General features: G+C 65.4%; 18 protein-coding genes and 6 tRNA genes. 3 read left to right on the top strand and 21 right to left on the bottom strand.

Features of this window, described 5'->3' with window-relative positions; translation table 11 throughout:
• Nucleotides 1–107: 107 nt before the first annotated feature.
• Nucleotides 108–2525: a methyl-accepting chemotaxis protein gene (locus tag G3A44_RS13245; protein WP_163458003.1), complete on the top strand. Its 2418-nt coding sequence runs from the start codon at nucleotides 108–110 to the stop codon at nucleotides 2523–2525.
• Between the two features lie 8 nt (nucleotides 2526–2533).
• Here G3A44_RS13245 and aroC read toward each other — a convergent pair whose 3' ends face one another.
• On the bottom strand, nucleotides 2534–3643 hold the full coding sequence (gene aroC, locus G3A44_RS13240) for a chorismate synthase (RefSeq protein ID WP_163458002.1): 1110 nt from the start codon (nucleotides 3641–3643) through the stop codon (nucleotides 2534–2536).
• A gap of 163 nt (nucleotides 3644–3806) precedes the next feature.
• Nucleotides 3807–4268: a CBS domain-containing protein gene (locus G3A44_RS13235; protein WP_163458001.1), complete on the bottom strand. Its 462-nt coding sequence runs from the start codon at nucleotides 4266–4268 to the stop codon at nucleotides 3807–3809.
• Nucleotides 4269–4358: 90 nt separating this feature from the next.
• Between G3A44_RS13235 and G3A44_RS13230 the strand changes: the two genes are divergently transcribed.
• Both G3A44_RS13230 and G3A44_RS13225 read left to right on the top strand, forming a co-directional pair.
• Nucleotides 4359–5675: an O-acetylhomoserine aminocarboxypropyltransferase gene (locus G3A44_RS13230; protein ID WP_163458075.1), complete on the top strand. Its 1317-nt coding sequence runs from the start codon at nucleotides 4359–4361 to the stop codon at nucleotides 5673–5675.
• 2 nt (nucleotides 5676–5677) lie between these two features.
• Nucleotides 5678–6496 carry an alpha/beta fold hydrolase gene (locus G3A44_RS13225; RefSeq protein WP_163458000.1) on the top strand — a complete coding sequence of 273 codons (819 nt, stop codon included), beginning with the start codon at nucleotides 5678–5680 and terminating at the stop codon, nucleotides 6494–6496.
• Between the two features lie 37 nt (nucleotides 6497–6533).
• Here the strand turns inward: G3A44_RS13225 and G3A44_RS13220 are convergent, their stop codons facing one another.
• The 19 genes from G3A44_RS13220 to G3A44_RS13130 form a co-directional block, all read right to left on the bottom strand.
• On the bottom strand, nucleotides 6534–7850 hold the full coding sequence (locus tag G3A44_RS13220; RefSeq protein ID WP_163457999.1) for a 3-deoxy-D-manno-octulosonic acid transferase: 1317 nt from the start codon (nucleotides 7848–7850) through the stop codon (nucleotides 6534–6536).
• 18 nt (nucleotides 7851–7868) lie between these two features.
• Nucleotides 7869–9257 (bottom strand): phosphomannomutase/phosphoglucomutase, encoded by a 1389-nt coding sequence (locus G3A44_RS13215; RefSeq protein ID WP_163457998.1) that lies wholly within the window; start codon nucleotides 9255–9257, stop codon nucleotides 7869–7871.
• Nucleotides 9258–9422: 165 nt separating this feature from the next.
• Nucleotides 9423–9499: transfer RNA gene (locus tag G3A44_RS13210), tRNA-Asp, on the bottom strand.
• Between the two features lie 73 nt (nucleotides 9500–9572).
• Nucleotides 9573–9648 (bottom strand) — tRNA-Glu (locus tag G3A44_RS13205).
• A 7-nt stretch (nucleotides 9649–9655) separates the two neighbouring features.
• A tRNA-Ala gene (locus G3A44_RS13200) sits at nucleotides 9656–9731 on the bottom strand.
• A 4-nt stretch (nucleotides 9732–9735) separates the two neighbouring features.
• Nucleotides 9736–9812: transfer RNA gene (locus G3A44_RS13195), tRNA-Asp, on the bottom strand.
• A 73-nt stretch (nucleotides 9813–9885) separates the two neighbouring features.
• Nucleotides 9886–9961: transfer RNA gene (locus G3A44_RS13190), tRNA-Glu, on the bottom strand.
• A 28-nt stretch (nucleotides 9962–9989) separates the two neighbouring features.
• A tRNA-Ala gene (locus G3A44_RS13185) sits at nucleotides 9990–10065 on the bottom strand.
• A 76-nt stretch (nucleotides 10066–10141) separates the two neighbouring features.
• Nucleotides 10142–11533 (bottom strand): glutamate--tRNA ligase, encoded by a 1392-nt coding sequence (gltX, locus tag G3A44_RS13180; protein ID WP_163457997.1) that lies wholly within the window; start codon nucleotides 11531–11533, stop codon nucleotides 10142–10144.
• A gap of 21 nt (nucleotides 11534–11554) precedes the next feature.
• On the bottom strand, nucleotides 11555–13084 hold the full coding sequence (gene purF, locus G3A44_RS13175) for an amidophosphoribosyltransferase (RefSeq protein WP_163457996.1): 1530 nt from the start codon (nucleotides 13082–13084) through the stop codon (nucleotides 11555–11557).
• Nucleotides 13085–13099: 15 nt separating this feature from the next.
• Nucleotides 13100–13618, bottom strand: a complete 519-nt coding sequence (locus G3A44_RS13170; protein WP_163457995.1) for a CvpA family protein — start codon at nucleotides 13616–13618, stop codon at nucleotides 13100–13102.
• On the bottom strand, nucleotides 13615–14556 hold the full coding sequence (locus tag G3A44_RS13165) for an SPOR domain-containing protein (protein ID WP_163457994.1): 942 nt from the start codon (nucleotides 14554–14556) through the stop codon (nucleotides 13615–13617). Before G3A44_RS13165 ends, G3A44_RS13170 begins: the two co-directional genes overlap by 4 nt.
• Before the next feature lie 169 nt (nucleotides 14557–14725).
• Nucleotides 14726–16024 carry a bifunctional tetrahydrofolate synthase/dihydrofolate synthase gene (gene folC / locus G3A44_RS13160; RefSeq protein WP_163457993.1) on the bottom strand — a complete coding sequence of 433 codons (1299 nt, stop codon included), beginning with the start codon at nucleotides 16022–16024 and terminating at the stop codon, nucleotides 14726–14728.
• A gap of 61 nt (nucleotides 16025–16085) precedes the next feature.
• Nucleotides 16086–16958 carry an acetyl-CoA carboxylase, carboxyltransferase subunit beta gene (gene accD / locus G3A44_RS13155; protein ID WP_163457992.1) on the bottom strand — a complete coding sequence of 291 codons (873 nt, stop codon included), beginning with the start codon at nucleotides 16956–16958 and terminating at the stop codon, nucleotides 16086–16088.
• A gap of 62 nt (nucleotides 16959–17020) precedes the next feature.
• Nucleotides 17021–17833, bottom strand: coding sequence for a tryptophan synthase subunit alpha (gene trpA, locus G3A44_RS13150; RefSeq protein ID WP_163457991.1), 813 nt, complete (start codon nucleotides 17831–17833; stop codon nucleotides 17021–17023).
• Entirely contained in the window at nucleotides 17830–19104 is a 1275-nt protein-coding gene (gene trpB, locus G3A44_RS13145; protein WP_163457990.1) for a tryptophan synthase subunit beta, read from the bottom strand. The genes trpA and trpB overlap by 4 nt, the downstream gene beginning before the upstream one ends.
• A gap of 16 nt (nucleotides 19105–19120) precedes the next feature.
• On the bottom strand, nucleotides 19121–19777 hold the full coding sequence (locus G3A44_RS13140) for a phosphoribosylanthranilate isomerase (protein ID WP_163457989.1): 657 nt from the start codon (nucleotides 19775–19777) through the stop codon (nucleotides 19121–19123).
• Nucleotides 19778–19836: 59 nt separating this feature from the next.
• The gene (gene truA / locus G3A44_RS13135; protein WP_163457988.1) at nucleotides 19837–20655 is read right to left on the bottom strand and encodes a tRNA pseudouridine(38-40) synthase TruA; all 819 of its coding nucleotides are present in this window, start codon (nucleotides 20653–20655) and stop codon (nucleotides 19837–19839) included.
• A complete protein-coding gene (locus tag G3A44_RS13130; protein WP_239061864.1) occupies nucleotides 20642–23446 on the bottom strand; it encodes a motility hub landmark protein FimV in 2805 nt (934 codons plus the stop codon). The genes truA and G3A44_RS13130 overlap by 14 nt, the downstream gene beginning before the upstream one ends.
• Nucleotides 23447–23635 lie beyond the last annotated feature (189 nt).

The following is a 23635-nucleotide window of genomic DNA, read 5'->3' as shown; positions in this document are numbered from 1 at the left end:
CCAGCCGATAAGCAGACGAGTGAGACAGGAAGGTCCGAAAGGGCCGCGGCGCTGGCGCCTGCCCTCACACCCAGAGCAAGAACCACGAGAGACAAGGAAGTCGTCCCATGTCGCGTTATCCAGCCCTTGTCCTCAGGCCCGGCATCCTGCTGATGCAGCGCCTGAGGATGCCCACCAAGCTGCTTCTGGTCGGGTTGGCGCTGCTGCTGCCGGCCGTCCTGCAGTTCGGCCTGCTGCAGCGCGACGGCCTGGCCGAGCAGGCGGTGCTGGACCGTGAGTTGCGCGGTGTTGTGGTCGTGAACCGTATTTCCCGACTGGCCACAGAGCTGCAGAGGCTGCGTGCCCTGTCAATGCAGGCAGGCGGCGCTGAAAAGGCGGCACAGGAGCGAGGCAAGGCCACCGAACACCTGCAGCAACTCCGGACGGACGTGGCACGTATCGCTCCCGGCCTGGAGACCGAAGGCGACTGGCAGGACATGCTGCGCAAGGTGACCCCTCTGGTGGAAGGTCAGGTCACCACGCGCCGTAACGAGGCCTTTGACGCCTACGGTGAGGGCGTCGACGGACTGCGGCAAGCCCTGGTACGCACCGCCGAAGCTTCCGGCCTGCTCTTCGACTCCGGTGCCGACACCTACCTGCTGATGGACCAGCTGGTCGAGCGCATGCTGCCGTGGTCGGAGTCGGTGGCACGGCTGCACGCCCGCCTGCTGGTGTTGCTGGAACGCGGCGAAGCCAGCCGTAACGACCGCACCACCATCCTGCAACTTGCCCACGAACTGGAGCGGACCACCGCAGAGGTGGCCTTCCGTTGGAAGGCCATGCAGCGTGCGGGACTGGAGATGCCCCCCAGCGCCACGGCAGCGGTCGCGGCCGTGGCGGATTTGGTCAAACTCTCCCGTGAGCGCATGCAAAGTGAGGTCCTGGACGAGACACCCGGACCGTTGCAGAGCAGCAGCGATCAAGCCATGACCCAGATCGGCCTGCTCAGCGAGGACATCGGGACCGCCTTGGCCACCCGGCTGGAGCACCGGCATGCGCTGCTGCAATGGCAAAACCTCCTGACCTTGGTCATGGGCGTGTCCGGCCTGAGCGTGGCCATCTACCTGGCCGCCTGCCTGTACGCCAGCTTTCGCGCGGGCATCGCCCAGGTCCAGGCCGCCGTGGAAGGGCTGGCCCGGGGCGACCTGTCCCACCAGCTGAAGCTGCCCGGGCGCGACGAGTTGGCGGACATCGGCCGCACGATCGAACAGATGAGTGCCCACCTCTCGGCGATGGTGGCGGACATCCGCAGCAGTGCGGTACGTGTGGGCCTGAGTGGCCAGCAGTCGGCCAGCAGCGCCGACGCCTTGGCCAGCCGCACCACCAGCCAAGCCCAGAGCCTGAGCTCCACGCTCTCCACACTGTCCCAGCTGGAGGAAAGTGTGCGTGACAACGCTCAGGCGGCACAGGAGCTGGACCAGGTGACGCGCACCGTGCGGGCGCATGCTGAACAGGGCGGCGAGGTCATGGGGACCGCACTGGGCGCAGTGACTCAGCTGGAGCACGGCTCCGCCCGCATGTCCGAGATCATCGGTGTCATCGATGGGATCGCCTTCCAGACCAACATCCTTGCCCTGAACGCGGCCGTGGAAGCAGCCCGGGCCGGCGAAGCCGGCAGGGGCTTTGCCGTGGTGGCCGCCGAAGTGCGGCAATTGGCGCAGCGCAGCGCCGCCTCTGCCGCCGAGATCCGTCAGCTGATCCGCCAGTCCGGCGAACAGGTCTCCAGCTCGGTGGTCCGCATCCAGGAGGTGGGCCAGACTTTGCAGACCATCGTGGAAGGTGTTCGGGAGGTGTCGTCACGTCTGGCGGACATCGCCGGCGCCAACGCCCGTCAACGTGAGGACCTCAGCACCATCACCGCCCGTGCCAATGAGTTGGGCGCTCTCGCCGATCAGAACCGGGAGATGGTGGACGAATCGTCACAGGCCGCCGCGGAGCTGGTCGCCCGATCCAGCACCCTGAGCGAGGCGGTGGCGGGCTTCAGGCTGCGCCAGGGCAGCGCCGACGAGGCCCGTCAGTTGGTGCACCGCGCCATGGACCTGGTACGAAGCGCCGGCCTGCCCGCAGCCAGCCAGCAGTTCGGCCGAGCCGACGGCGGGTTCAGGGACAGAGACCTCTACATCTTCGTGGTCGACCGGGAGGGCCGCTACCGCGTCCACGGTGCGCGACCGGACATGGTGGGGCGCCGAGTTCACGAAGTCCCGGGCATCGACGGCGACCGCTTCGTTCGGGAGGCCTGGGCTGCCACCGAGGGGAGTCACTGGGTGGAATACGACATCGTCAACCCGGAGTCCGGTCAGGTGCAGCCCAAGGCCAGCTATGTGGTGGCGCTGGACCGTCAATGCTTCCTGGGTTGCGGCATCTACCGCTCCATAGACAAGCTGAGCGCCAAGAGCCTCCGACGCGCACCCTCGGCGGAACCGACAACCCAGGGCAGCCGCCAAAGCCTGTCGGCCGCCCGGCAACGCCAGGCATCTGCCGCCTGAGCGCCGCCTCAGCCCTGGTCGTCGGGCTGGGCCGGCAGCCTGGGTGTCGGCACCGACACATCTGCGCACTGGGCGCGATGCTGCAGGGCATGGTCCACCAACACCAAAGCGAGCATGGCCTCGGCAATCGGCGTGGCACGGATGCCCACGCAGGGATCATGACGACCATGGGTCTCCACGGTCACCGGCTGGCCCTCGACGTCAATGGAGCGGCGCGGCAGCCGGATGGAGCTGGTGGGCTTGATGGCCAGGTGCACCTGCACATCCTGACCGGTGGAAATGCCCCCCAGCACGCCCCCCGCGTGGTTGGAGGCGAAGCCCTGCGGAAGGAGTTCGTCGCCATGGACAGATCCACGCTGGCGCACCACCCCAAAGCCGTCCCCGATCTCCACCCCCTTGACCGCATTGATTCCCATCATCGCGTAGGCAATGTCAGCGTCGAGCTTGTCGAACAGAGGCGCCCCCCACCCCACCGGCACACCACGCGCCTCGACATACAGGCGCGCGCCCACCGAGTCACCAGACTTGCGCAGTGCGTCCATGTAGGCCTCCAGCGCCTGGGTGTGCCGCGCGGTGGCAGCGAAGAACGGGTTCTGGTGAACCTGGCTCCAATCCTCACGGGGCAGGTCCACGTCCCCGAGCGCCGTCATGCAGCCCCGAATCTCGATGCCGTGCCGGCTGGACAGCCACTTGCGGGCCACGGCCCCGGCCGCCACCATGGGGGCCGTCAACCGCGCCGACGAACGGCCCCCGCCACGAGGATCCCGCACCCCGTAGCGGTGCCAGTAGGTGTAATCCGCATGCCCGGGGCGGAAGGTCATGGTCAGGTTGCCATAGTCCTTGCTGCGCTGATCGGTGTTGCGGATGAGCAGGCAGATGGGCGTGCCCGTGGTCACCCCCTGGTAGACGCCGGAGAGGATCTCCACCGCATCGGGTTCATTGCGCTGGGTCACATGGCGCGAAGTGCCAGGTCGGCGACGGTCCAGATCGGGCTGGATGTCAGCCTCGGAAAGCGGCAGCCCCGGCGGGCAGCCATCGATGACGCAGCCAATGGCCGGTCCATGGCTTTCGCCGAAGTTCGTGACTTGGAACAGGGTGCCGAAAGTATTGCCAGACATGGGATGACCCGAGAAGCTCGCCGCCAGCCGCGGCAAAGCCGCGCGATACCCTTGGGGGCTGGAAGCGCGGCCGAAATGAATACGCCCCTCCAACAGGGAGGGGCGTGTCACATTTTATCGCCTGGGCCGGCGCCTAGCGCCCACCCGACTCTGGTCAGGGGCCTCAGGCTGGCTTGACCTGCGGCTCAGTTTCCTCGGGCCAATCCCGGATATAGGCCTTCAGCATCCGATTCTCAAAGTCCTGCGCCTCCACGACCGTCTTGGCCACGTCGTAGAAAGAGATGACCCCCATCAGCGTCCGGCCATTGAGCACCGGCATGTAACGGGCATGGCGTCCCAGCATCATCCGCCGGACTTCATCAATTTCCGTTTCGGGTGTGCAGGTCAGCGGGGCGTCGTCCATCACGGTACGCACGATGCGCTGGCCGATCTCCATTTCGTTGCCCACGATGGCCTGGATGACCTCACGGAAGGTCAACATGCCCACCAGATCACCATGCTCCATGACCACCAAGGAGCCGATGTCCTGCTCGGCCATGGTGCGCACGGCATCGGCCAGAGGTTGTTCGGGCGTGACGGTGAAGAGGGTGTTGCCCTTGACCCTGAGTATGTCCACGACTTTCATGAGCGACTCTCCTTCTCTGGTAATTTGCGCGACAGGCTCCGGGGATTCAACATAGCACAATCAATCAGGATTCCCCTAGAGGTTGTGCCCATGGCTGGCTATTCAGATCCTGGATTCGATACCCTGGCCTTACATGCCGGCGCCGGCCCCGACCCGGCCACTGGCGCCAGGGTAACACCCCTGCACTTGAGCACCTCCTTCGTGTTCGAGTCCGCCGAGCACGCCGCGTCACTGTTCAACATGGAACGCAGCGGCCATGTCTACAGCCGCCTGTCCAACCCCACGACCGCCGTCTTTGAGGAGCGCATGGCCGCCCTGGAAGGCGGCGTGGGCGCGATCGCCACGGCCAGCGGGCAGGCGGCCTTGCACCTGGCCATCACCACACTGGCAGGCCTGGGTGCACACATCGTCGCCAGCGCGGCCTTGTACGGCGGCTCACACAGCCTGCTGAGACACACCCTGCCCCGCTTCGGCATCCAGACAAGCTTTGTCGCACCTAACGACCTGCAGGGCTGGCGCGAGGCGGTGAAGCCCAACACCGTCCTGTTTTTCGGGGAGACGCTGGGCAACCCCGGTCTGGACGTGCTTGACATTCCCGGCGTGGCCGCCATTGCCCATGAAGCCGGACTGCCCTTGTTGGTGGATGCCACGTTCACCCCTCCGCCCTTGATGCGCCCGCTGGCACTGGGCGCCGACCTCGTGCTCCACTCCGCCACCAAGTTCCTTGGGGGCCATGGCACGGTCGTCGGCGGCGTGGTCATCGACGGGGGCCACTTCGATTGGCAAGCGGCCCATGACCGACATGGTCGGTTTTCCACCCTGTGTGAGCCTTACGCGGGATTTCACGACATGGTCTTCGCCGAGGAGAGCACCGTCGGCGCCTTTTTGCTTCGTGCGCGCCGCGAGGGCCTGCGTGACCTGGGGGCGTGCATGAGCCCGCACACGGCTTGGCTCCTGCTGCAGGGCCTGGAAACCTTGCCCCTGCGCATGGCGCGGCATGTGGACAACGCTCGCCAAGTGGTCGACTTTCTGGCAAACCAACCCGGCGTGACGCATGTCCGTTGGCCCGAGCGGCCAGATCACCCCAGTGCCGCGCTGTGCAGACAATTGCTTCCCAAGGGCTGCGGGGCCGTCTTCAGCTTCGATTTGGCCGGCGGTCGCGCCGCCGGCCAGGCCTTCATCGAGGCACTTCGCCTTTTCTCCCATCTGGCGAATGTCGGCGACTGCCGATCGTTGGTGATCCACCCCGCCACCACCACCCATTCGAGACTCGATGACGCCGCCCTGGCTCTTGCAGGCATTGGTCCCGGCACCATCCGGCTGTCCGTCGGCCTCGAAGATCCCGCCGACCTGCTGGACGACCTGAGCCGTGGCCTCAAGGCTGCTGGCCGCAGCCGGAAAGCCTGACCATGCGCATCACTGTCCGCCACCGCACCGCCTATGCCTATACCGGCGGGGCTACGTTCGATGCCAGCTTGCCCTGCGTGGTGTTCCTTCACGGGGCCCTGCATGACCACAGCGTGTGGACACTGGCCGCGCGCTGGTTCGCCCATCACGGCCACGCCGTCCTGGCCTTGGACCTCCCTGGCCATGGGCGCAGCGAAGGCTCGGCCCTCTCCAGCGTGGAGGACCTGGCCGACTGGGTTGGGGCATGCCTGTCAACTGTGTCGGTGGAACAGGCCGCCGTGGTAGGGCACAGCATGGGCTCGCTGATCGCCCTGGAGATGGCTGCTCGCCATCCCGGCCTGACCACCAAACTGGTCTTGTTGGGCACCGCTTTTCCGATGCGGGTATCGGACAGCCTGCTCGAGCAGTCGCTGACCCAGCCGGATCAAGCCCTGAAATTGGTGAACGCACTGAGTCACTCCAGTCTCGGGGCCAAACCGTCAGACCCTGGCCCGGGCACCTGGCTGCACGGGGCTAATCTGGCCCTGATGCGGCGCAACATGGACCGCTCTCCGAATGGAGCGGCCCTCTTCCACCATGATTTCAGCTTGTGCAACCGCTATCAGAACGGCTGGGCAGCCACGGCGCAAGTTCAATGTTCCGTGACAGTGGTGGCCGGCGCGCGCGACCAGATGACGCCCCCCAAGGCCGCGCGCCTTCTGGCCGACGCCCTGAAAGCACCTGTCGTCATGGTCGAAGCGGGACATGCGCTCATGCAAGAAGCTCCGGACTCGACGCTTGCGGCGCTTCAGCACGCACTGCGCACCACGCAGCCCGGCTGACGAAGGCATTCGCCGCCCAAGTCACGACACCTGCAGGTCAAACCTGAAGATCGCCTTGGGCAGACAGCAGAGCGGAAATGCGCCCTGCCATCCTGGCCGCCGCCCCACGGTGGGCCAGGGCAAAGGCCTCGGCACGCAGGGCGCGGTCCTCACGCGCTTGCGGATGGTCCAGGAGGTCCAGGGCTGCGGACACGGCACTTGCCATATCGCCGCGTTGAACCACCGCCCCGGCGGCCAGCGCCGCCTCGGCAGCTGCAGCAAAGTTGAACACGGACGGACCCAACACCATCGGGCAGCCGCAGGCCAGAGACTCGATCAGGTTGTGCCCCCCCAGGGGCTCGAAGCTCCCCCCCAAGAGCGCCACATCGGCCATGCCGTAGTAAAGACTCAACTCACCCAGGCTATCCCCCAGCCACACATCCGCCGACCAGGCTGCAGCCTCTGGCGCCAGAGACGAACTGCGCCGCCAAAGCTGCAGGCCGTGCAGACGGATGAGATCCGCCACCTCGTCGAAACGTTGAGGGTGACGCGGCACGATGAGCAGCAGCGGGCGATCCGAACGGGCTGCCACCATTTCCGGCCAGATGCCCAGCAAGGTGCGCTCCTCGCCCGGCCTTGAATTGGCCAATACCACCACGGGCCGGCCACAGGCGACTCGCCAGCCGCGCCCCTGCGCCATCAACGGCCCGGACGGCGCCAGGTCAAACTTGAGGTTGCCGCTCACCTCCACCTGACCCGCACCGGCCTCGCGCAAGCGGGCAGCATCCTCGTCGCTTTGCGCCAACACCAGATTCAAGGCTCGGGCGGCAGGCCCCAGCAGGGTGACAAAACGTCGGCCCCTGCGTGCACTGCGCTCACTCAGGCGGGCATTGGCCAGCACCATCGGAACGCCCGCTCGACGCGCCTGGTCCAGCAATACCGGCCACACCTCGGTTTCCATGAGGATGCCCACGGCAGGCCGGTAAGCACGCAAAAAGCGCCGCACTGCCCCTGGCGTGTCATAGGGCAACCAGGTCTGCAGGTCCCCAGCCGCCAGCAGCTCCGCTCCGGTGTGCCGGCCTGTGGCCGTCGTGTGGGTCAGCAGCACCGCATGACCCGGACATTGCCGCCTCAACGCCTCCACCAGCGGCCGGGCCGCCTTGGCCTCCCCGAGCGAGACAGCATGGCACCAAATCAGCGGCCGATCCACCGGCCGCGGAAGGCCCCAACCCAGGCGAGTCCACCAGGCCGAGCGATAGACAGGCTCTGACCGGCCTCGCCACCAGATACGCAGCAGGTACGCAGGTGTCGCCAGCCGCAGCAACAAGGCATACAGCCATAGCGCCAGACGCTCGCGCCCGGAAACGACCACCACCGCCTCAGCCCCTGCCGCTCAGTGGGCAGACTCGGCAAATGATGCGTCTGGCTTGATCTGTCGCAGCAAGGCCATCATTTGATTCTGGATCCGATCCAGGGCCGCCGCATCATGCCCCTCAAAACGGAGGACCAGGACAGGGGTCGTGTTGGAGGCGCGAATCAAGCCGAAACCGTCCGGGAAATCAACCCGCAAGCCATCCGTTGTCGTCACCTCCGCGCCCGGAAACGCCGCCGCGTCCAGCAGCCGAGCGATCACAGCATGCGGCTCTCCTTCGGCACAAGGCACATTCAACTCCGGCGTGCTGTGGCTGAACGGCAGTCCGTTGAGCACCGCACTCGGATCATCGAAACGGGAAAGGACTTCAAGCAAGCGACCCGCGGTGTACATCGCATCGTCGAATCCATACCAGCGCTCCGCAAAGAAGATGTGCCCGCTCATCTCGCCGGCGATGGGAGCACCCGTCTCCTTGAGCTTGGCCTTGACCAGGGAATGGCCGGTCTTCCACATCAGGGGCACACCACCGGCAGCCCGCACCTCAGGCGCGAGCCGCTGGGAGCACTTGACGTCATAGATGATGGTGCCGCCTGGCACACGGGACAAGATGTCGCGGGCAAAGAGAATGAGTTGGCGGTCCGGGTAGATGATCTGCCCGTCCCGGGTCACGACGCCAAGCCGGTCGCCATCGCCATCAAAGGCCAACCCCAGCTCTGCCTCCGTGGCGTGCACCACTTTGATCAAGTCCGCCAAGTTGGCGGGCTTGGAAGGATCCGGATGGTGATTGGGGAAATCGCCATCCACCCGGCTGTAGAGATCAATCACCTCACACCCCAGCGAACGCAGGATCCCGGGCGCGGTCGCCCCAGGAATGCCGTTGCCCGAATCAACTACGACCTTCATCCGGCGAGCCAGCCGGCAGTCGCCCACGATGCGCGCCTCGTATTCCGCCGCGATGTCCATAGTCGCCGTGCGTCCCCGGCCCTTGCGATAGTCCTCGGCTTCCATGCGCCGGCGCAGCGCCTGAATCTCTTCGCCGTGGATGGCCCGTCCCGCTAGAACCATCTTGAAACCGTTCCAGTCCTTCGGGTTGTGACTGCCCGTCACCTGGATCCCGCTGCGGCAGCCGTACTCCGCCCGGGTTGCGGCCACGTAATAGACCATAGGCGTGGTCACGGCACCCAGATCCACGACGTCCAACCCGGTGGAGGCCAGTCCACGAATCAGCGCCGATACCAACTCGGGGCCGGAAACACGTCCGTCGCGCCCCACGACCACCGCCTTTTCGCCCGCGCGTCGCGCCTCGGTACCAAAGGCCCGACCCAAATGCTCGGCAAACTGGGCATCCAGTGTGCGACCCACCACACCGCGGATGTCGTAGGCCTTGAAAACCGAAGGATTCACTTGCATTGCCGTCGCGTCCCAACCGTTGAAAGCCAAACTAGATTGTAGGGAAAAGATCTCTAAAACCTCGTCCGCTACCGCTAACACTCGGCCCAAACAAGCCAGACCTGACCCCGCCGCACCGGCTTGAAATGGACAAAAAAAAACCCACCAAAGGTGGGATTTTTCTTGTGGCGGAGTGGACGGGACTCGAACCCGCGACCCCCGGCGTGACAGGCCGGTATTCTAACCAACTGAACTACCACTCCGCGTGGCGTCATCTTCGAAGCGATGCGCTTCCAGGCTCAGACTGCCTGTACCAAATCTGCCGAAACAGAAAATTGGTATCCCCTAGGGGATTCGAACCCCTGTTACAACCGTGAAAGGGTCGTGTCCTAGGCCTCTAGACGAAGGGGACTAGATCTTGGTGGAGGTAAGCGGGATCGAACCGCTGACCTCTTGCATGCCATGCAAGCGCTCTCCCAGCTGAGCTATACCCCCAAGGTGGCGGAGTGGACGGGACTCGAACCCGCGACCCCCGGCGTGACAGGCCGGTATTCTAACCAACTGAACTACCACTCCGCGTGGCGTCATCTTCGAAGCGATACGCTTCCAGGCTCAGACCGCCTGTACCAAATCTGCCGAAACAGAAAATTGGTATCCCCTAGGGGATTCGAACCCCTGTTACAACCGTGAAAGGGTCGTGTCCTAGGCCTCTAGACGAAGGGGACAAATCTTTCAACACACCGCCTGGCCATGTGGTGGAGGTAAGCGGGATCGAACCGCTGACCTCTTGCATGCCATGCAAGCGCTCTCCCAGCTGAGCTATACCCCCCTTGACCGCTTGACATTTCTGTCTTGCCGCCTGCAGGCAGTGCCGTTGAGCGAAGACCATGACTATAACGCGATTCTCAGAAGGATTGCAAGCGGTCTGTGACGATTTTTCTATCGAAAAGTGAAATGACTGCATCCAAGGATGGCGTTTGGGCCCGGCCACACACCAAGACACGCACAGGCATCGCCAGTTGCGGCATCTTCAGCTTGAACTCGGTCAGGGTGTCCTTCAAGGCTTGCTGGATGGCAGCCTTGTCCCACTCCGCCACCTCCAGGCGCGCTGCCAGGGCCTTAAGCGCAGGCCGAACGGCCTCGCTCAAGTGCTGTGCACGCTCTGGCTCGCTGGCTTGCACCGTCGGCGAGAAGTACATCGCCAACTCATCTGCCAGCTCCGCAACCGTGCTGCAACGGTCCTTAAAAAGCATGCACATGGCAGGCAGGCGATCCGCCTGCACCTGCCATCCACGCTGAGCCAGGTGCGGCAACACAAGCGCCGACAAGCGATCGCCATCGGCCTGCTTCAGGTAGTGGGCGTTGACCCAGGTGAGCTTGGCCGCATCCCACTGGGCGGGACTCTTGTTGAGGTGCGTGCCATCGAACCAGGCCAGCAGCTGCTCTCGGCTGAAGAGTTCGTCGTCACCGTGGCTCCAGCCCAGGCGGGCCAAGTAGTTCAACATCGCCTCGGGCAGGTAACCAGCCTCCTCGTAGTTCGACACTGCGACCGCACCGCGACGCTTGGACAGCTTCAGCCCGTCATCGCCAAGGATGACCGGAAGGTGACCGAACTGAGGCAGCTTGGCACCCAGCGCCTGGTAGATGTTGATCTGCCACGGCGTGTTGTTGATGTGCTCATCACCACGGAAGACATGGGTGATGGCCATGTCCCAATCGTCAACCACCACCGCGAAGTTGTAAGTCGGCACCCCATCCGCGCGCTGGATGATCAGATCGTCGAACTCCCTGTTGGCGATGACGATCTCGCCTTTGACGAGATCGTTCCACCGGACCTCGCCGTCTTTGGGGTTCCTGAACCGGATGACCGGCTGCACACCCGCCGGAACCTCGGGCAGCAACTTACCAGGCTCGGGGCGCCAGCGACCGTCGTAGCCCGTCTTCTCCCCCCGGGCCTTCTGCTGTTCGCGCAGCGCGTCCAACTCCGCTGGCGTGGTGTAGCAGCGGTAAGCCGTACCCGCAGCCAGCATCTGATCGACCACCGCCTGATACCGGTCCAGCCGCTGCATCTGATAGATCGGGCCTTCGTCGTAGTCCAGACCCAGCCAATGCATGGACTGCAGGATCTGATCCACCGAATCCTGGGTGGATCGTGCGACGTCAGTGTCCTCGATCCGGAGGACGAACTTGCCACCGTGGTGCCGCGCAAAAGCCCAGGAGTAAAGGGCAGTGCGGGCAGTACCCAAGTGGAGGAAGCCAGTGGGGGACGGGGCGATCCGGGTGCGGATGTTACTCATGGCGGAAGCTCTCAATCAGACTCAGTGGGAGGTGCCCTGGGCGGACTGCAGCGCCAGGCGGCTGCGATCGGCCCCCTCCTCCTCTTCCGTCACTTGCGCAACACGTTGGGCGCGAATGGCGGCGAAATCGGCCACGGACACGTCACCCGTCACATACTGCCCATCGAAACAGGACGCCTCAAAGCCTTGCAGCGCGGGCTGCAGGGCCGAGACCACACGCTTCATCCCCTCCAAGTCTTGGTAGATCAGCGCATCGGCACCGATGAACTGACGGATTTCCTCCATGCTGCGGTTGTGCGCAATGAGTTCCTCCATCGTCGGCATGTCGATGCCGTACACGTTCGGATAGCGTACCGGCGGCGCGGCAGAGGCCATGTAGACCTTGTTGGCCCCGGCCTCTCGGGCCATCTGCACAATCTCCTTGGAGGTCGTGCCTCGCACGATCGAGTCGTCGACCAGCAGCACATTGCGGCCCTTGAACTCGACGCCGATGGCATTGAGCTTCTGGCGAACGCTTTTCTTGCGTACAGACTGGCCCGGCATGATGAAGGTTCGGCCCACGTACCGGTTCTTCACAAAACCTTCCCGATATGGCTTGCCCAGCTTCTGGGCCAATTGCATGGCAGCAGGACGGCTGGACTCGGGAATAGGAATCACCACATCGATCTCCGAAGGCGGCATGGTGGAAATCACTCGCTGGGCCAAGGTCTCACCCATGTTCAGACGCGCCTGATAGACGGAGATGCCATCGATGACCGAGTCAGGACGCGCCAGGTAGACGAATTCGAACATGCACGGATTGAGGCTGGACCGTTCCGCGCACTGCTGCGCATGCACCTGGCCGGCCAGGTCCACAAAGACGGCCTCGCCGGGGGCAATATCCCGCACGAAACGATGCCCCGTCCCCTCCATGGCCACCGACTCGCTGGCCACCATGTAGTCCTTGCCGCCTTCGGTGGGCATCTCGCCCAGACACAACGGACGGATGCCGTAGGGATCACGGAAGGCCAGCAAGCCGTAGCCGGCGATCAAGGCCACCACGGCATAGGAACCCTTGATCCGGCGGTGCACCGCCGCCACCGCCTTGAAGACTTCCTCCGGGGTCAGCGGCAGATCGCGTGCCGCCAACTCCAGCTCGTGCGCCAGGATGTTGATCAGGACTTCGGTATCGCTCTCGGTGTTGATGTGGCGACGATCGACTGCGAAGAGCTCCTGCTTGAGGGTCTGGGCATTGGTCAGGTTGCCGTTATGGACCAGCACGATGCCGAACGGCGCGTTCACGTAAAAGGGCTGCGCCTCTTCCTCGCTGTAGGCATTGCCAGCAGTGGGATAGCGGACCTGTCCGAGTCCGACATTGCCAGGCAGTGCACGCATGTTGCGGGTCCGGAAGACGTCACGCACCATGCCGCGTGCCTTGTGCATGAAGCACTTCGTGCCCTGCATGGTGACGATGCCCGCTGCATCCTGACCCCGATGCTGCAGCAGCAGCAAAGCGTCATAGATGAGTTGGTTGACCGGAGATTGGGAGATCACGCCGACGATGCCGCACATGTGAGCAAGTCCGTTTCAAGAAACAAGATAACCAAGATGTCCAAGAACGGTGGCCGACTGGCGCTTGCGCCAGGCCTCCACCGCCCAGGGGGCCACACGCTGGTGGACCCCTTCCAGCCAGACTGCGCCGGCAGATTCCTTCCATATCGGCTGCGTCGCCAGCGGGGTCAGCCGCGCCAGGGCCACCAGCAGCAGCAGCACCAGCAAACCGCGCAGCAACCCGAATACCGCACCGCCCAGCCGGTCGACGAGCCAAAAAGGCGTCAGCCCCAACGCGGCTTTGAGCAAACGCCCCAATAGGCCCGCCACCAACAACGTGGCCACAAAGACCAGCACAAAGGCAAGCAGGGCATCCCAGCCGCCAGAGACCTGCATGCCCGCCAGCCCAGCCAACCGCTCGCTGTGGCTCGACGCCAACCACCACGCCAGCACCCAAGCTGCCAGGCTCACCAACTCCAGCACCAGGCCGCGCATGGCGCCCAGCACGGCGGAAAAACACAGTACACCGCCCAGAAACAAGTCCAGGCCGGTCACAACGACAGCACCGCGGCACCCTGCCCCGCCGCCTTGAGACGGGCCGCCGCCTTTTCCGCCTCGGCACGGGTCACGAAGGGACCGACGCGAACGCGGACACGACGACCGGAAGCGGACTCAATCACCTGCGTGTAGGTCTTGAACCCCAGACTCTCGACTTTGCCTCGGGCGTCCCTGGCACCCTGCGCATCGGCATAGGCCCCAACCTGGACCACATACCGCCCCTTGTCCGCCGCAGCGGAAGGCGCCTGTTCACGGACTGGCTCACGCGCCGTTTCCCGGCTGACCTCGCGTGCAGGCTCCCGCACTGACTCACGGGCGACAGGGGCAGGCTCCGCACGCACCGCCACCGCCGGCGGTCGGGGTTTGGAGGCCGGCGCTGCCACCGGCAAGGCCTGAGTCACCGGAGCCGCCGAGGCGACGGGCCGCGCGGCCGGCGGCGCAGCCAGCGCCACCGGAGGAGCCGGTGAAACTGCCCCTGGCGCCGGCACCTCAGCAACCGGCGTCCCCCTCAGGACAGGCAGTGGCGGCAAGCCCTGGACCACGGCGGCAGGTGAAGAGCCCGCCACCCGCCCTGACAACGCCAAGGCCGCACGGCCTTGTTCATCCAGGGCCTGCTCATCCAGCGGCGCAGGGGCCTCCACAGGCGCCGCATCGGCAGGGCGGCTCCGGGCCGAATCGTTGGTGCCACCGGCCCACCAGATCGGCACGCCCGAAGACAGGGGCCGGGGCTGCGTCTCAAAGAGCAGGGCGAATGCCACGATGCCCCCAAGCAACAGGAGGCTGGCGCCCACCAACCGGTTTCGTGCCCGCGTCCTCAGCTGCTCAAGCTCCTCCGCAGACACCGTCGGCGCCGGCGCGTTAGGCTTACGGCGCCCCTTGGCCGCGGGAGCTTCACGGCGCAGCAGTGAACGGGCTTTGTCGAAGATTCCCATCATGGACGCGGTCATTGGGGTCAGAAGTGTCCAGCAGGGCCATGCTGGACGCTGGCCAAGTCGGACGCTTGGGCCACACAGCGTGCGTGGATACCATATGGGCCCCGCAGGCCCCACAGGGCGCTGCGGCCGCTTGGATTCCCGGTACAGTCTGCCAGAGGAGACCGAAGACTCAGACCCCCTGGATGCTGCCGCGCGAAGGGAGCCCCCCGGCCAAGACGCCACCCACCGTGTAAAAGGATCCGAAAACCACGATTCTATCAGTGGGGTCAGCCGCCCTTAGGGCTTCCACCAAGGCCTGCTGGGGTGTGGCGTGGCACGCGGCACGCGCGGCAGGAACGCCGGCGCCACGCGGTGCCGCCTCGACGAGCCCCGCCAAGTCAGCCGCCTTGGCCGCCCGGGCCAGGGGAAGATCGGTCAGGTGCCAATGGTCCACCAGCGGGGCCATGCGTTGCACCAGGGCACCCAGGTCCTTGTCATGCATGGCGCCGAAGACCGCATGGGTACGCGGGGCAAACCCCAACTCATCCAAGTTACGCGCCAACGCCGCCACGGATTGGTCGTTGTGGGCCACGTCCAAGATGATGGTGGGCTGACCCGGAAGTACCTGGAAACGGCCAGCCAACTCCACCAGGGCCAGGCCCTGGCGCACCGCCTGTGCGGTCACAGGCACGCGGTCCTGCAGACACTCCAGGGCCGCAAGCGCCGTGGACGCGTTCAGCAGTTGCGCCGACCCGCGGAGTGCCGGCGGCGCCATGCCATGCAGGCGACGTTGACGCCCGGTCCACGACCATTGCTGGCGATCGCCGGAGAACGAGAAATCCCGTCCGGCCAGCCTCAGGTCAGCGCCAACTTCGCGCGCCACTTCCAGCACCGAGGCCGGCACGGACAAGTCTCCCACCACGGCAGGCCGTCCGGACCTGAAGATACCGGCCTTTTCCCGACCGATCGATTCACGGTCTGGCCCCAGGAATGCGACATGGTCAATGTCGATGCCGGTGATCACCGCGCAGTCAGCATCGATCACGTTGACGGCGTCAAGCCGCCCCCCCAGCCCCACCTCCAGGACTACCAGATCCAGCCGAGCCTGTGACAGCGCGCGGATGATGGCGAGGGTGGTGAATTCGAAGTAGGTCAGCGTCACCCCTTGGCGTGCCGCCTCCACCGCCTCGAAATGCGGCACCAGGGCCTCGGCAGCGATCATCTCGCCGTCCAGCCTGCAGCGCTCCTCGAAATGGACCAGATGCGGCTTGCTGTACAGGCCCACGCGCCATCCCGCGGCACGGGCCATGCTGTCAAGCATGGCGCAGGTGGAGCCCTTGCCATTGGTGCCGGCCACGGAGATCACCGGGCAGTCAAATCGGAGGTCCAGCCTCGCCTTGACCTCGCGTACCCGGTCCAGGCTCATGTCGATGGCAGTAGGGTGAAGCTGCTCGCAATGGGCGAGCCAGTCCTGCAAGGTCTTGGGCATGGCGCAAACAAAAGGCCCCGGCAGACCTGAAGGCCAGCCGGGGCACCGGTGAGGAAAATGATCAGGCGACGGCGTCAGCGCTCTGCCGCTGCAGGATGGCCAATTGGCTGGCGATGACCTGCCGCAGGTTGCGACGATCCTGAATCATGTCGATCGCCCCCTTACCCAGCAGGAACTCCGCCCGTTGGAAACCTTCCGGCAGCTTTTCCCGCACGGTGTTCTCGATGACCCGAGGACCGGCAAAACCGATGAGCGCGCCCGGCTCAGCGATGACCACATCTCCCACGAAGGCGAAACTGGCCGACACGCCGCCCATGGTGGGATCGGTCAACACGCTGATGTAGGGCAGCCGCGCCTTGGCCAAGCGGGTCAGGGACGCGTTGGTCTTGGCCATCTGCAACAGGCTGAACAGGCCCTCTTGCATACGGGCACCGCCCGTGGCCGTGAAGCTGATGAACGGCACCTTCTGCTCCAGCGCCGTCTCCACCCCCCGCACGAAACGCTCTCCCACCACCGAGCCCATGGATCCCCCCATGAACTCGAATTCGAAGCACGCCGCCACGCAGGGCATGCTCATGACCGCACCGCCGATCACAATCAGCGCATCGGTCTCCCCGGTGGCTTCCAATGCGGACTTCAGCCGCTCCGGATACTTCTTGCTGTCCTTGAACTTCAGCGCGTCCACCGGCAACACCTCGTGGCCGATCTCGTAGCGCCCTTCAGCATCCAGGAATGCATTGAGGCGCTCACGCGCGCCGATGCGGTGGTGGTGGCTGCACTTGGGGCAGACGTTCTGGTTCTGCTGAAGATCGGCCTTGTAGAGGACCGAATCGCAGGCCGGACACTTGACCCAGAGCCCTTCAGGCACGGAGCGCCGCTCACTCGGATCGGTGTGCTGGATCTTCGGGGGCAGCAGTTTCTCAAGCCAGCTCATGCTTAGCACTCCATCTCAAAGTCAGGTCCCGGGCAACGCCGCCCGCAGTCAGCCCACCAGGCTCACAGCGCGTCGAGCGCGTGGCGGATCTCAGCCATGAAGGCCTTGGCGGCAGTCGTCACATTGTCGCGCGACTCAGCCTCCAGAATCTGGATGAGGCGTGAGCCGATCACCACGCCGTCTGACACCCGACCCACCGCCTGGGCCGACGACGCGTCACGGATGCCAAAACCTACCCCGACCGGCACCTTCACATGCGCGCGAATACGCGGCACCGCACGGGCCACCGCTTCGGTATCAAGATGCCCGGCTCCCGTGACCCCCTTGAGGGACACGTAGTAGACATAGCCGGTGGCGATTTCACCCACCTTGCGCATGCGCTCGTCGGTCGAAGTCGGCGCCAGCAGGAAGATGAGGTCCATCTGGCGCGACCGCAGCCGCGCCGCGAAGTCCGCACACTCCTCCGGCGGGTAATCCACGATCAGCACCCCATCCACCCCCGCCGCAGCGGCCGCGTCGACGAAGGCTCCACTCCCGTGGCGTTGGTCGAAACGCTCCACCGGGTTGGCATAACCCATCAGCACGACGGGCGTCTGGGGATGGGTCTGACGAAAAGCAGCCACCATGTCGAGAACTTGGGCCATGCCCACGCCATGGTGGAGCGCGCGCTCCGCCGCGCGCTGGATCACCGGACCGTCGGCCATGGGATCCGAGAATGGAATACCCAACTCGATCACGTCGGCGCCGCCGTCGGCCAGCGCCCGCATGATCTCAGGGGTGAGATCAGGGTAAGGGTCCCCTGCGCACACGTAGGGAATCAGGGCGCGGCGCCCTTGTGCCTGCAAGCGGGCGAAAGTGTCCTGAATGCGGCTCATCGTGCAGCTCCCTGGGCGATCATCATCACGGCGTCGCCACCCTTGACTGACTGTCCGCGGCACGAAGGACGGCAGAAAAATTCAGCCCCGGAGAGGTCCGCCACAGTGCCGATGTCCTTGTCGCCCCGCCCTGAGAGGTTCACGAGCAGGTGCTGGTCAGAACGCATCTCCGCAGCCAGCTTCATGGCGTGCGCCACAGCATGGCTGGACTCCAGCGCGGGAATGATGCCCTCCGTACGGCAGAGCCGGTGAAAGGCCGCCAGTGCCTCGTCGTCACGGATGCCTACGTATTCCGCACGGCCGATGTCGTGCAGATAAGCGTGCTCAGGGCCGACTCCAGGATAGTCCAAGCCAGCCGAAACGGAGTGCGTCTCGATCACCTGCCCTTGATCGTCCTGCAGCAAATAGGTACGGTTGCCGTGCAAGACGCCCGGCGAACCTGCTGAGATGCTGGCCGCGTGACGTCCGGACTCCAGCCCCTGCCCGGCCGCCTCCACACCAATAAGGCGAACGCCCTCGTGGCGGATGTACGGATAGAAAATGCCCATCGCGTTGGATCCGCCGCCCACCGCCGCGATCACGGCATCAGGCTGGCGACCAATCATGTCCGGCATCTGCACCAAGCATTCGTCCCCGATGACTCGCTGGAAATCACGGACCATTTCCGGATACGGCGCCGGCCCGGCCACCGTCCCGATGATGTAGAACGTGTTCTCCACGTTCGTGACCCAATCCCGCAGCGCCTCGTTGAGCGCATCTTTGAGGGTCTTGCTGCCACTCTCCACCGGCACCACCCGGGCGCCCAGCAGGTGCATGCGATAGACGTTCGGGCTTTGGCGCTTGACGTCTTCGGAGCCCATGTAGACCACGCACTCCAGCCCGTAGCGCGCGCAAATGGTGGCCGTGGCCACGCCATGTTGCCCCGCACCGGTCTCCGCGATCACGCGCGGCTTGCCCATGCGCTTGGCCAGCAGCGCCTGGCCAATCGTGTTGTTGACCTTGTGCGCGCCCGTGTGGTTGAGGTCCTCACGCTTGAGATAGATCTGTGCGCCACCGAGCTCCCGCGACAAACGCGCCGCGTGATAGATGGGGCTCGGACGACCCACGAAGTGAGCGAGTTCGCGGCGGAACTCCGCTTGGAACTCCGCGTCGTGGCGGTAGTGCTCGTAGGCGGCTTTCAACTCGTCCAGCGCATGGACGAGTGTCTCGGAAACGAAACTGCCACCGTAGGGGCCGAAATGGCCAGTGGCGTCGGGTTGCTGGTAATCCATGTCAGGAAATGGGGTCTCAGGTGATGGCATCCGCCAGTCGACCATCCGCCTCGCGGACAGCCTCACAGAAACGGCGCATCAGGCCGGCATCCTTGATGCCCTTGGCCTGCTCCACGCCGGAGCTCACGTCAACGGCCCAGGGCCGGACGGCCATCACCCCATCGATCACGTTTGCAGGATTCAACCCACCAGACAAAACGAGCGGACGGGACACGCCTGCGGGTACGAGAGACCAATCGAACACCTTTCCACCCCCGCCATAGCCTTCTACGTGTGCATCCAAGAGGATGCCCTGAGCATCGGGGTGCTGGTGGGCGAAGTCTAGCAAATCGAAGCCAGGTCGCATCCTGGCCGCCCGCAGATAGGGCCGGCCGAAGGCCTGACACGCCTGAGGCGACTCATCACCATGGAACTGGATCAAGGCCTGCGGCAGCTGTTCGGTCACGGTGCGAAGCTCAGCCGCGCTGGCGTTGACGACCAAACCCACCACCTGCACGAACGGAGGCAAGCGCCTGGCCAATACCTGTGCACGTTCCAGCGACACATGGCGCGGACTGAGCGGATAGAGCACCAAACCAATGGCGTCAGCGCCCGCCTCGACAGCGGCATCCACGTCGGCCTCGCGGGTCAAGCCACAGATCTTGATCCGCGTGCGGTGGAGATCGGATCGCATCGTTTCACCTCGGTCATTCAGGGTCTGCCGCACGTGGCCGGCAGGCAGGGAGCAAGGCCTCAGGGCAACCAGCTTTGGGCCGGAGACAGCTCCGGCAAGCCCCAGTGCGGCTCATAACAGGGCCCTAGGAAATACAGGCCATCGGGCGCAAAGGTGGGTGCCGCCGCATCACGGGAACGGGCCGCGATCACCTCGGACAACCAAAGCGGCGGCCGAGATCCCGTGCCCACGGCCACCAGACAACCCATGATGTTGCGAACCATGTGGTGCAGGAACGCACTGGCCTCAAAGTCGAAACACCAGAGATGGCCAGACCGTCGGATGTCGACCCGACGCATCTCCTTGACCGGCGACTTGGCCTGGCATTCCGCCGACCGGAAGGAGCTGAAGTCCTGCACCCCCAGCAGCCGCGCGGCCGCCGCACGCATGGCCTCGCCATCCAGCGGCCGGAACGTCCATCCGCACCGCCCCGCCTCCAAGCTGGGGCGAACGGCTGACTCCAGCAGCACATACCGATAGCGCCGGCCTACGGCACTGAATCGAGCGTGGAAAGCGTCCGGCACGGGACAAGCCCATTGCACCGCCATGTCTGCCGGGAGGTAGCGGTTGGTGCCACGTACCCAGGAAAAGTCGGCGCGCTGCACCGGAGCATCGAAATGCACGACCTGCAGGGTGGCATGGACACCGGTGTCGGTACGCCCGGCACACACCGTGTGCACTGGCTGGGCGGCGAACACACTCAGGGCCTCCTCCAAGGCGCCCTGCACGGTTCGCCCCTGGGGTTGGCGCTGCCAACCGTGGTAGCCCTGTCCAGCGTAACTCAAGCCCAGCGCGATCCGTCGGCCGGAGCCGGCAGCTCCCGCGTCAGGCAAGATCATCCAGCATGGCCTGCGCGCGCGCCTTCAGGCCCGCGGAACCCTTGGCAATCACCTCTTCGAGCAATTCCCTGGCCCCGTCGAGATCACCAATGCGCCGGAACTCATCGGCCAGCTCGACCTTGCGCTGCAGGGGGTCACCGCCATCGGCCTCGTCCTCCAGCTCGAAGGACAGAGATTCCGCCCCTTCAAACGAAGGCAGCAGGGGCTCGGACTGCCCGACGTCCGCAGACGAGGACGCAGACGGTCCACCCGTCAACGGGGTATCCAGATCCAGGGTCAAGTCGCCAAAGTCGAACTCCATCGGCGACGAGGCGGGCGCTGATCGCTGATCGCTGATCTCGTCAAGTTCGGCAAGATCCCCCAGCGGCTGCATGCCCGTAGGCTCCAGCTCGGGGAAGCCTTCCGCGGCGGCGACATCAAACTCCGAATTCGGCAGTTCCGAGAGCACGCTCGGTGCCTGCAACATGGTCCCCGGGCGGGTCTCTTCCAAGCCGACGAGCTTGGATCCGGCGTCAAGGTCGATGTCCAGATCCAGGTCATCCGGCTGCACCGGCGCATCCGCAGACCAATCCGCATCAAAACTCGAGGGGGTCGTGTCCAGCGACAGCGGAGATTCTTGCGCGGCCGCAGCCACCGCAGCACCCGTCGCCAAGGCCGCGGCTCCCACTACAGCCACCGGCGCCATGCCACGGGGAACATCGTCATCCAGCATGCCGTCGGCCGGATCGGTGGACGTGTCGATGTCGACGCTTGCCGAATCTGCGGCGGTGTAGAGTGGGTTCCCAGGGTCGACCTGCCGGCCAAGTTCCTGGGCACGTTGCCATTCTTCACCCATGCCGCCGGTCAAGCTTTGCACCTGCCGGGCCTCCGACTCGAGAGCCGCCAGATCCGAGCGCTTGGCATAGACCTCCAGAAGCTTGGTATGGATGGCCACCCGATCCGGAGAAGTTTTCAGGGCCTCCTTGAGGATCTCTTCGGCTTGGAGGTCGCGACCGTAAGCCAGGTACACATCGGCCTCAGCCACTGGATCCACATCACCGATCGCATCGAGCTGGCTCAAGGAGTAGCTGAGGGAACTGGATGAAGGTGCGCCGGCACCGTCACGGGTATCCACCCGCTGCCCACCGCTGACACCAAAGAAGGAATCCGCCTGCAGCTTGCTCTCCATGAAGGAGGTCTCGGTGCCGGCGTCATTGCCGCGGCGGCGCAGGCGCATCACGCCAAGTCCGGCCAACAGGGCCACCAAGCCCACCGCGCCAGGCAGCACGAAAGGATTGGAGGTCAGGGAATCGAGGAAGCTCTCCTCCTGCACGGGCGCAGGCACCGGCATGGCGGGGCGAGGCTTGGAGGGCGCGCTGGCCGGCTTGACCACGGCACTGGCCGCAGCGACAGGCTGCGAGGCGGCCACCGGAGCCGACGGCACACCGGACACCAGCGACGGCGCTGCCGGGGCAGAAGCCGCGGGCGCGGCCACAGGGGCAGGCTTGGCTGCCGCGGAGGGCGGCGTGGCAGGCGCGGCAGGCGCGGCAGGCTTGCTGGCGACGGGCGCCGGCATGGCCGGCACCGGCAAAGCCGGCGCTGCGGGTTTGGCTGCCGAGGCGGCTGCGGCCGCACCTGGCTTGTCCTGAGAAATCTTGCGCAGCTCCTCGACGTTTCGGGTGAGCTCCGCCACCCGCGTCTCGGCAGCCTTTTTCTCCGTTTCGCGGGACACCCGGGCCTCGGGCGTGCTGGCGGCCTTGGCGGGCGCACGCGACAGACTGAGCTGGTCGGCCGGCGCAGCCCCTGCACCTTGCCGCCTGTCCTGGACCGCAGCCTCCACCTTGCCACTGGCCACACGCGGCGCGCGATCTGCCGACACCTCGGGCGCAGCACCCGACAGACGCTGACGGAAGGCTCCGAAATCGGCACTGTGGGCGCGGATCACACGCTGCGCCTGGTCGGCGGGCATGGCACGCGCTTCGTCTGCCGACGGCAGATTGAGCACCGCTCCGCTGCGCAGGCGGTTCATGTTGCCGCCAATGAAAGCGCCTTCATTCTGCTGGTACAGGGCCACAACCATCTGGTCGAGGGAAACACCCGAACTCAGCTGACTGCGCGCGATTCCTCCCAAGGTGTCGCCAGGCCGCACGGTGACAGTGCCCGCAGGTGCGGCGGCCGCAGGACGGGATGAAGCCGGCGCAGCGGCGGTTTGACGAGGCGCCGGTGGCAGGGATGCGGGCGCCCGAGGCGCAGGCGCTGCGGCAGGCGCAGGCGTCACAGCGGCAGCGGGCGGCGCCACCGGGGTGGCGGGCGCTGCAGGCGCCGCCGGTGCGGCGGGGGCCGCACCGAGGGCCACCGGCGCCGCCACAGGGGCGGCCGCCGGCGCCTGCCCACGAATTGGTGGATCGATCAGCAGGGTGTAGGAACGCTGCAGACGGCCGCCCGACCAGGAGAAGTCGAGGATGAGGTCCAGGAAGGGCTCTGCGACGGTGCGATCACCGGTCACGCGGATGAACGCCTCGCCGCTGGGTCTGCGCAACAGGGCAGCCTGCGCGCCCAACAGCACCGCGTTGTAGTCGACCCCGGCGGCCCGATAGGCATCCGGGGAGGCTACGGCGGTCTTGAGGGACACCCCCTCCTCCGTCGTGAGCGAGGTGACGTCGATCTCCGCCACCAAGGGCTCACCCAAGGCGGACTGCACGGTCAGCCGACCCAGCGTCAAGGCGGACGCATGCGGAAGACAGGAGAGCAAGGCGGCCGCGGCAACGGCAGATAGCAGGTGACGAGCGGCCATGGGCGTGTCGTTTTTCAAGGCGTCTCCAAACGCGTCCGGCGCGCGCCCATGGGCGCCGCCGCCAAGCTTCCCCCCCTCCCGGACTTCACTGTGGCCGAAGAAACAGAAAAGACGGGGAAAGCACCACTTTATCAAGCATATAGCTTGCCTAGCTCATCCATTACCTGACGTGAGCGAGGGACCGCCCTATCCTATCTCGCGAATTGC

The organism is Ideonella livida (assembly GCF_010499455.1).
Classification (GTDB): Bacteria; Pseudomonadota; Gammaproteobacteria; order Burkholderiales; family Burkholderiaceae_C; genus Ideonella; species Ideonella livida.
Note: the sequence above shows the minus strand (reverse complement) of the source record. Positions and strands in the feature narration are given on the sequence as shown.

Bases quoted from the DNA above. Each gene is read 5' to 3' on its own strand.
- G3A44_RS13245 (WP_163458003.1), top strand. From the start codon at position 108: ATGTCGCGTTATCCAGCCCTTGTCCTCAGGCCCGGCATCCTGCTGATG.
- aroC (WP_163458002.1), bottom strand. From the start codon at position 3,643: ATGTCTGGCAATACTTTCGGCACCCTGTTCCAAGTCACGAACTTCGGC.
- G3A44_RS13235 (WP_163458001.1), bottom strand. From the start codon at position 4,268: ATGAAAGTCGTGGACATACTCAGGGTCAAGGGCAACACCCTCTTCACC.
- G3A44_RS13230 (WP_163458075.1), top strand. From the start codon at position 4,359: ATGGCTGGCTATTCAGATCCTGGATTCGATACCCTGGCCTTACATGCC.
- G3A44_RS13225 (WP_163458000.1), top strand. From the start codon at position 5,678: ATGCGCATCACTGTCCGCCACCGCACCGCCTATGCCTATACCGGCGGG.
- G3A44_RS13215 (WP_163457998.1), bottom strand. From the start codon at position 9,257: ATGCAAGTGAATCCTTCGGTTTTCAAGGCCTACGACATCCGCGGTGTG.
- gltX (WP_163457997.1), bottom strand. From the start codon at position 11,533: ATGAGTAACATCCGCACCCGGATCGCCCCGTCCCCCACTGGCTTCCTC.
- purF (WP_163457996.1), bottom strand. From the start codon at position 13,084: ATGTGCGGCATCGTCGGCGTGATCTCCCAATCTCCGGTCAACCAACTC.
- G3A44_RS13165 (WP_163457994.1), bottom strand. From the start codon at position 14,556: ATGATGGGAATCTTCGACAAAGCCCGTTCACTGCTGCGCCGTGAAGCT.
- folC (WP_163457993.1), bottom strand. From the start codon at position 16,024: ATGCCCAAGACCTTGCAGGACTGGCTCGCCCATTGCGAGCAGCTTCAC.
- accD (WP_163457992.1), bottom strand. From the start codon at position 16,958: ATGAGCTGGCTTGAGAAACTGCTGCCCCCGAAGATCCAGCACACCGAT.
- trpA (WP_163457991.1), bottom strand. From the start codon at position 17,833: ATGAGCCGCATTCAGGACACTTTCGCCCGCTTGCAGGCACAAGGGCGC.
- trpB (WP_163457990.1), bottom strand. From the start codon at position 19,104: ATGGATTACCAGCAACCCGACGCCACTGGCCATTTCGGCCCCTACGGT.
- G3A44_RS13140 (WP_163457989.1), bottom strand. From the start codon at position 19,777: ATGCGATCCGATCTCCACCGCACGCGGATCAAGATCTGTGGCTTGACC.
- truA (WP_163457988.1), bottom strand. From the start codon at position 20,655: ATGATCTTGCCTGACGCGGGAGCTGCCGGCTCCGGCCGACGGATCGCG.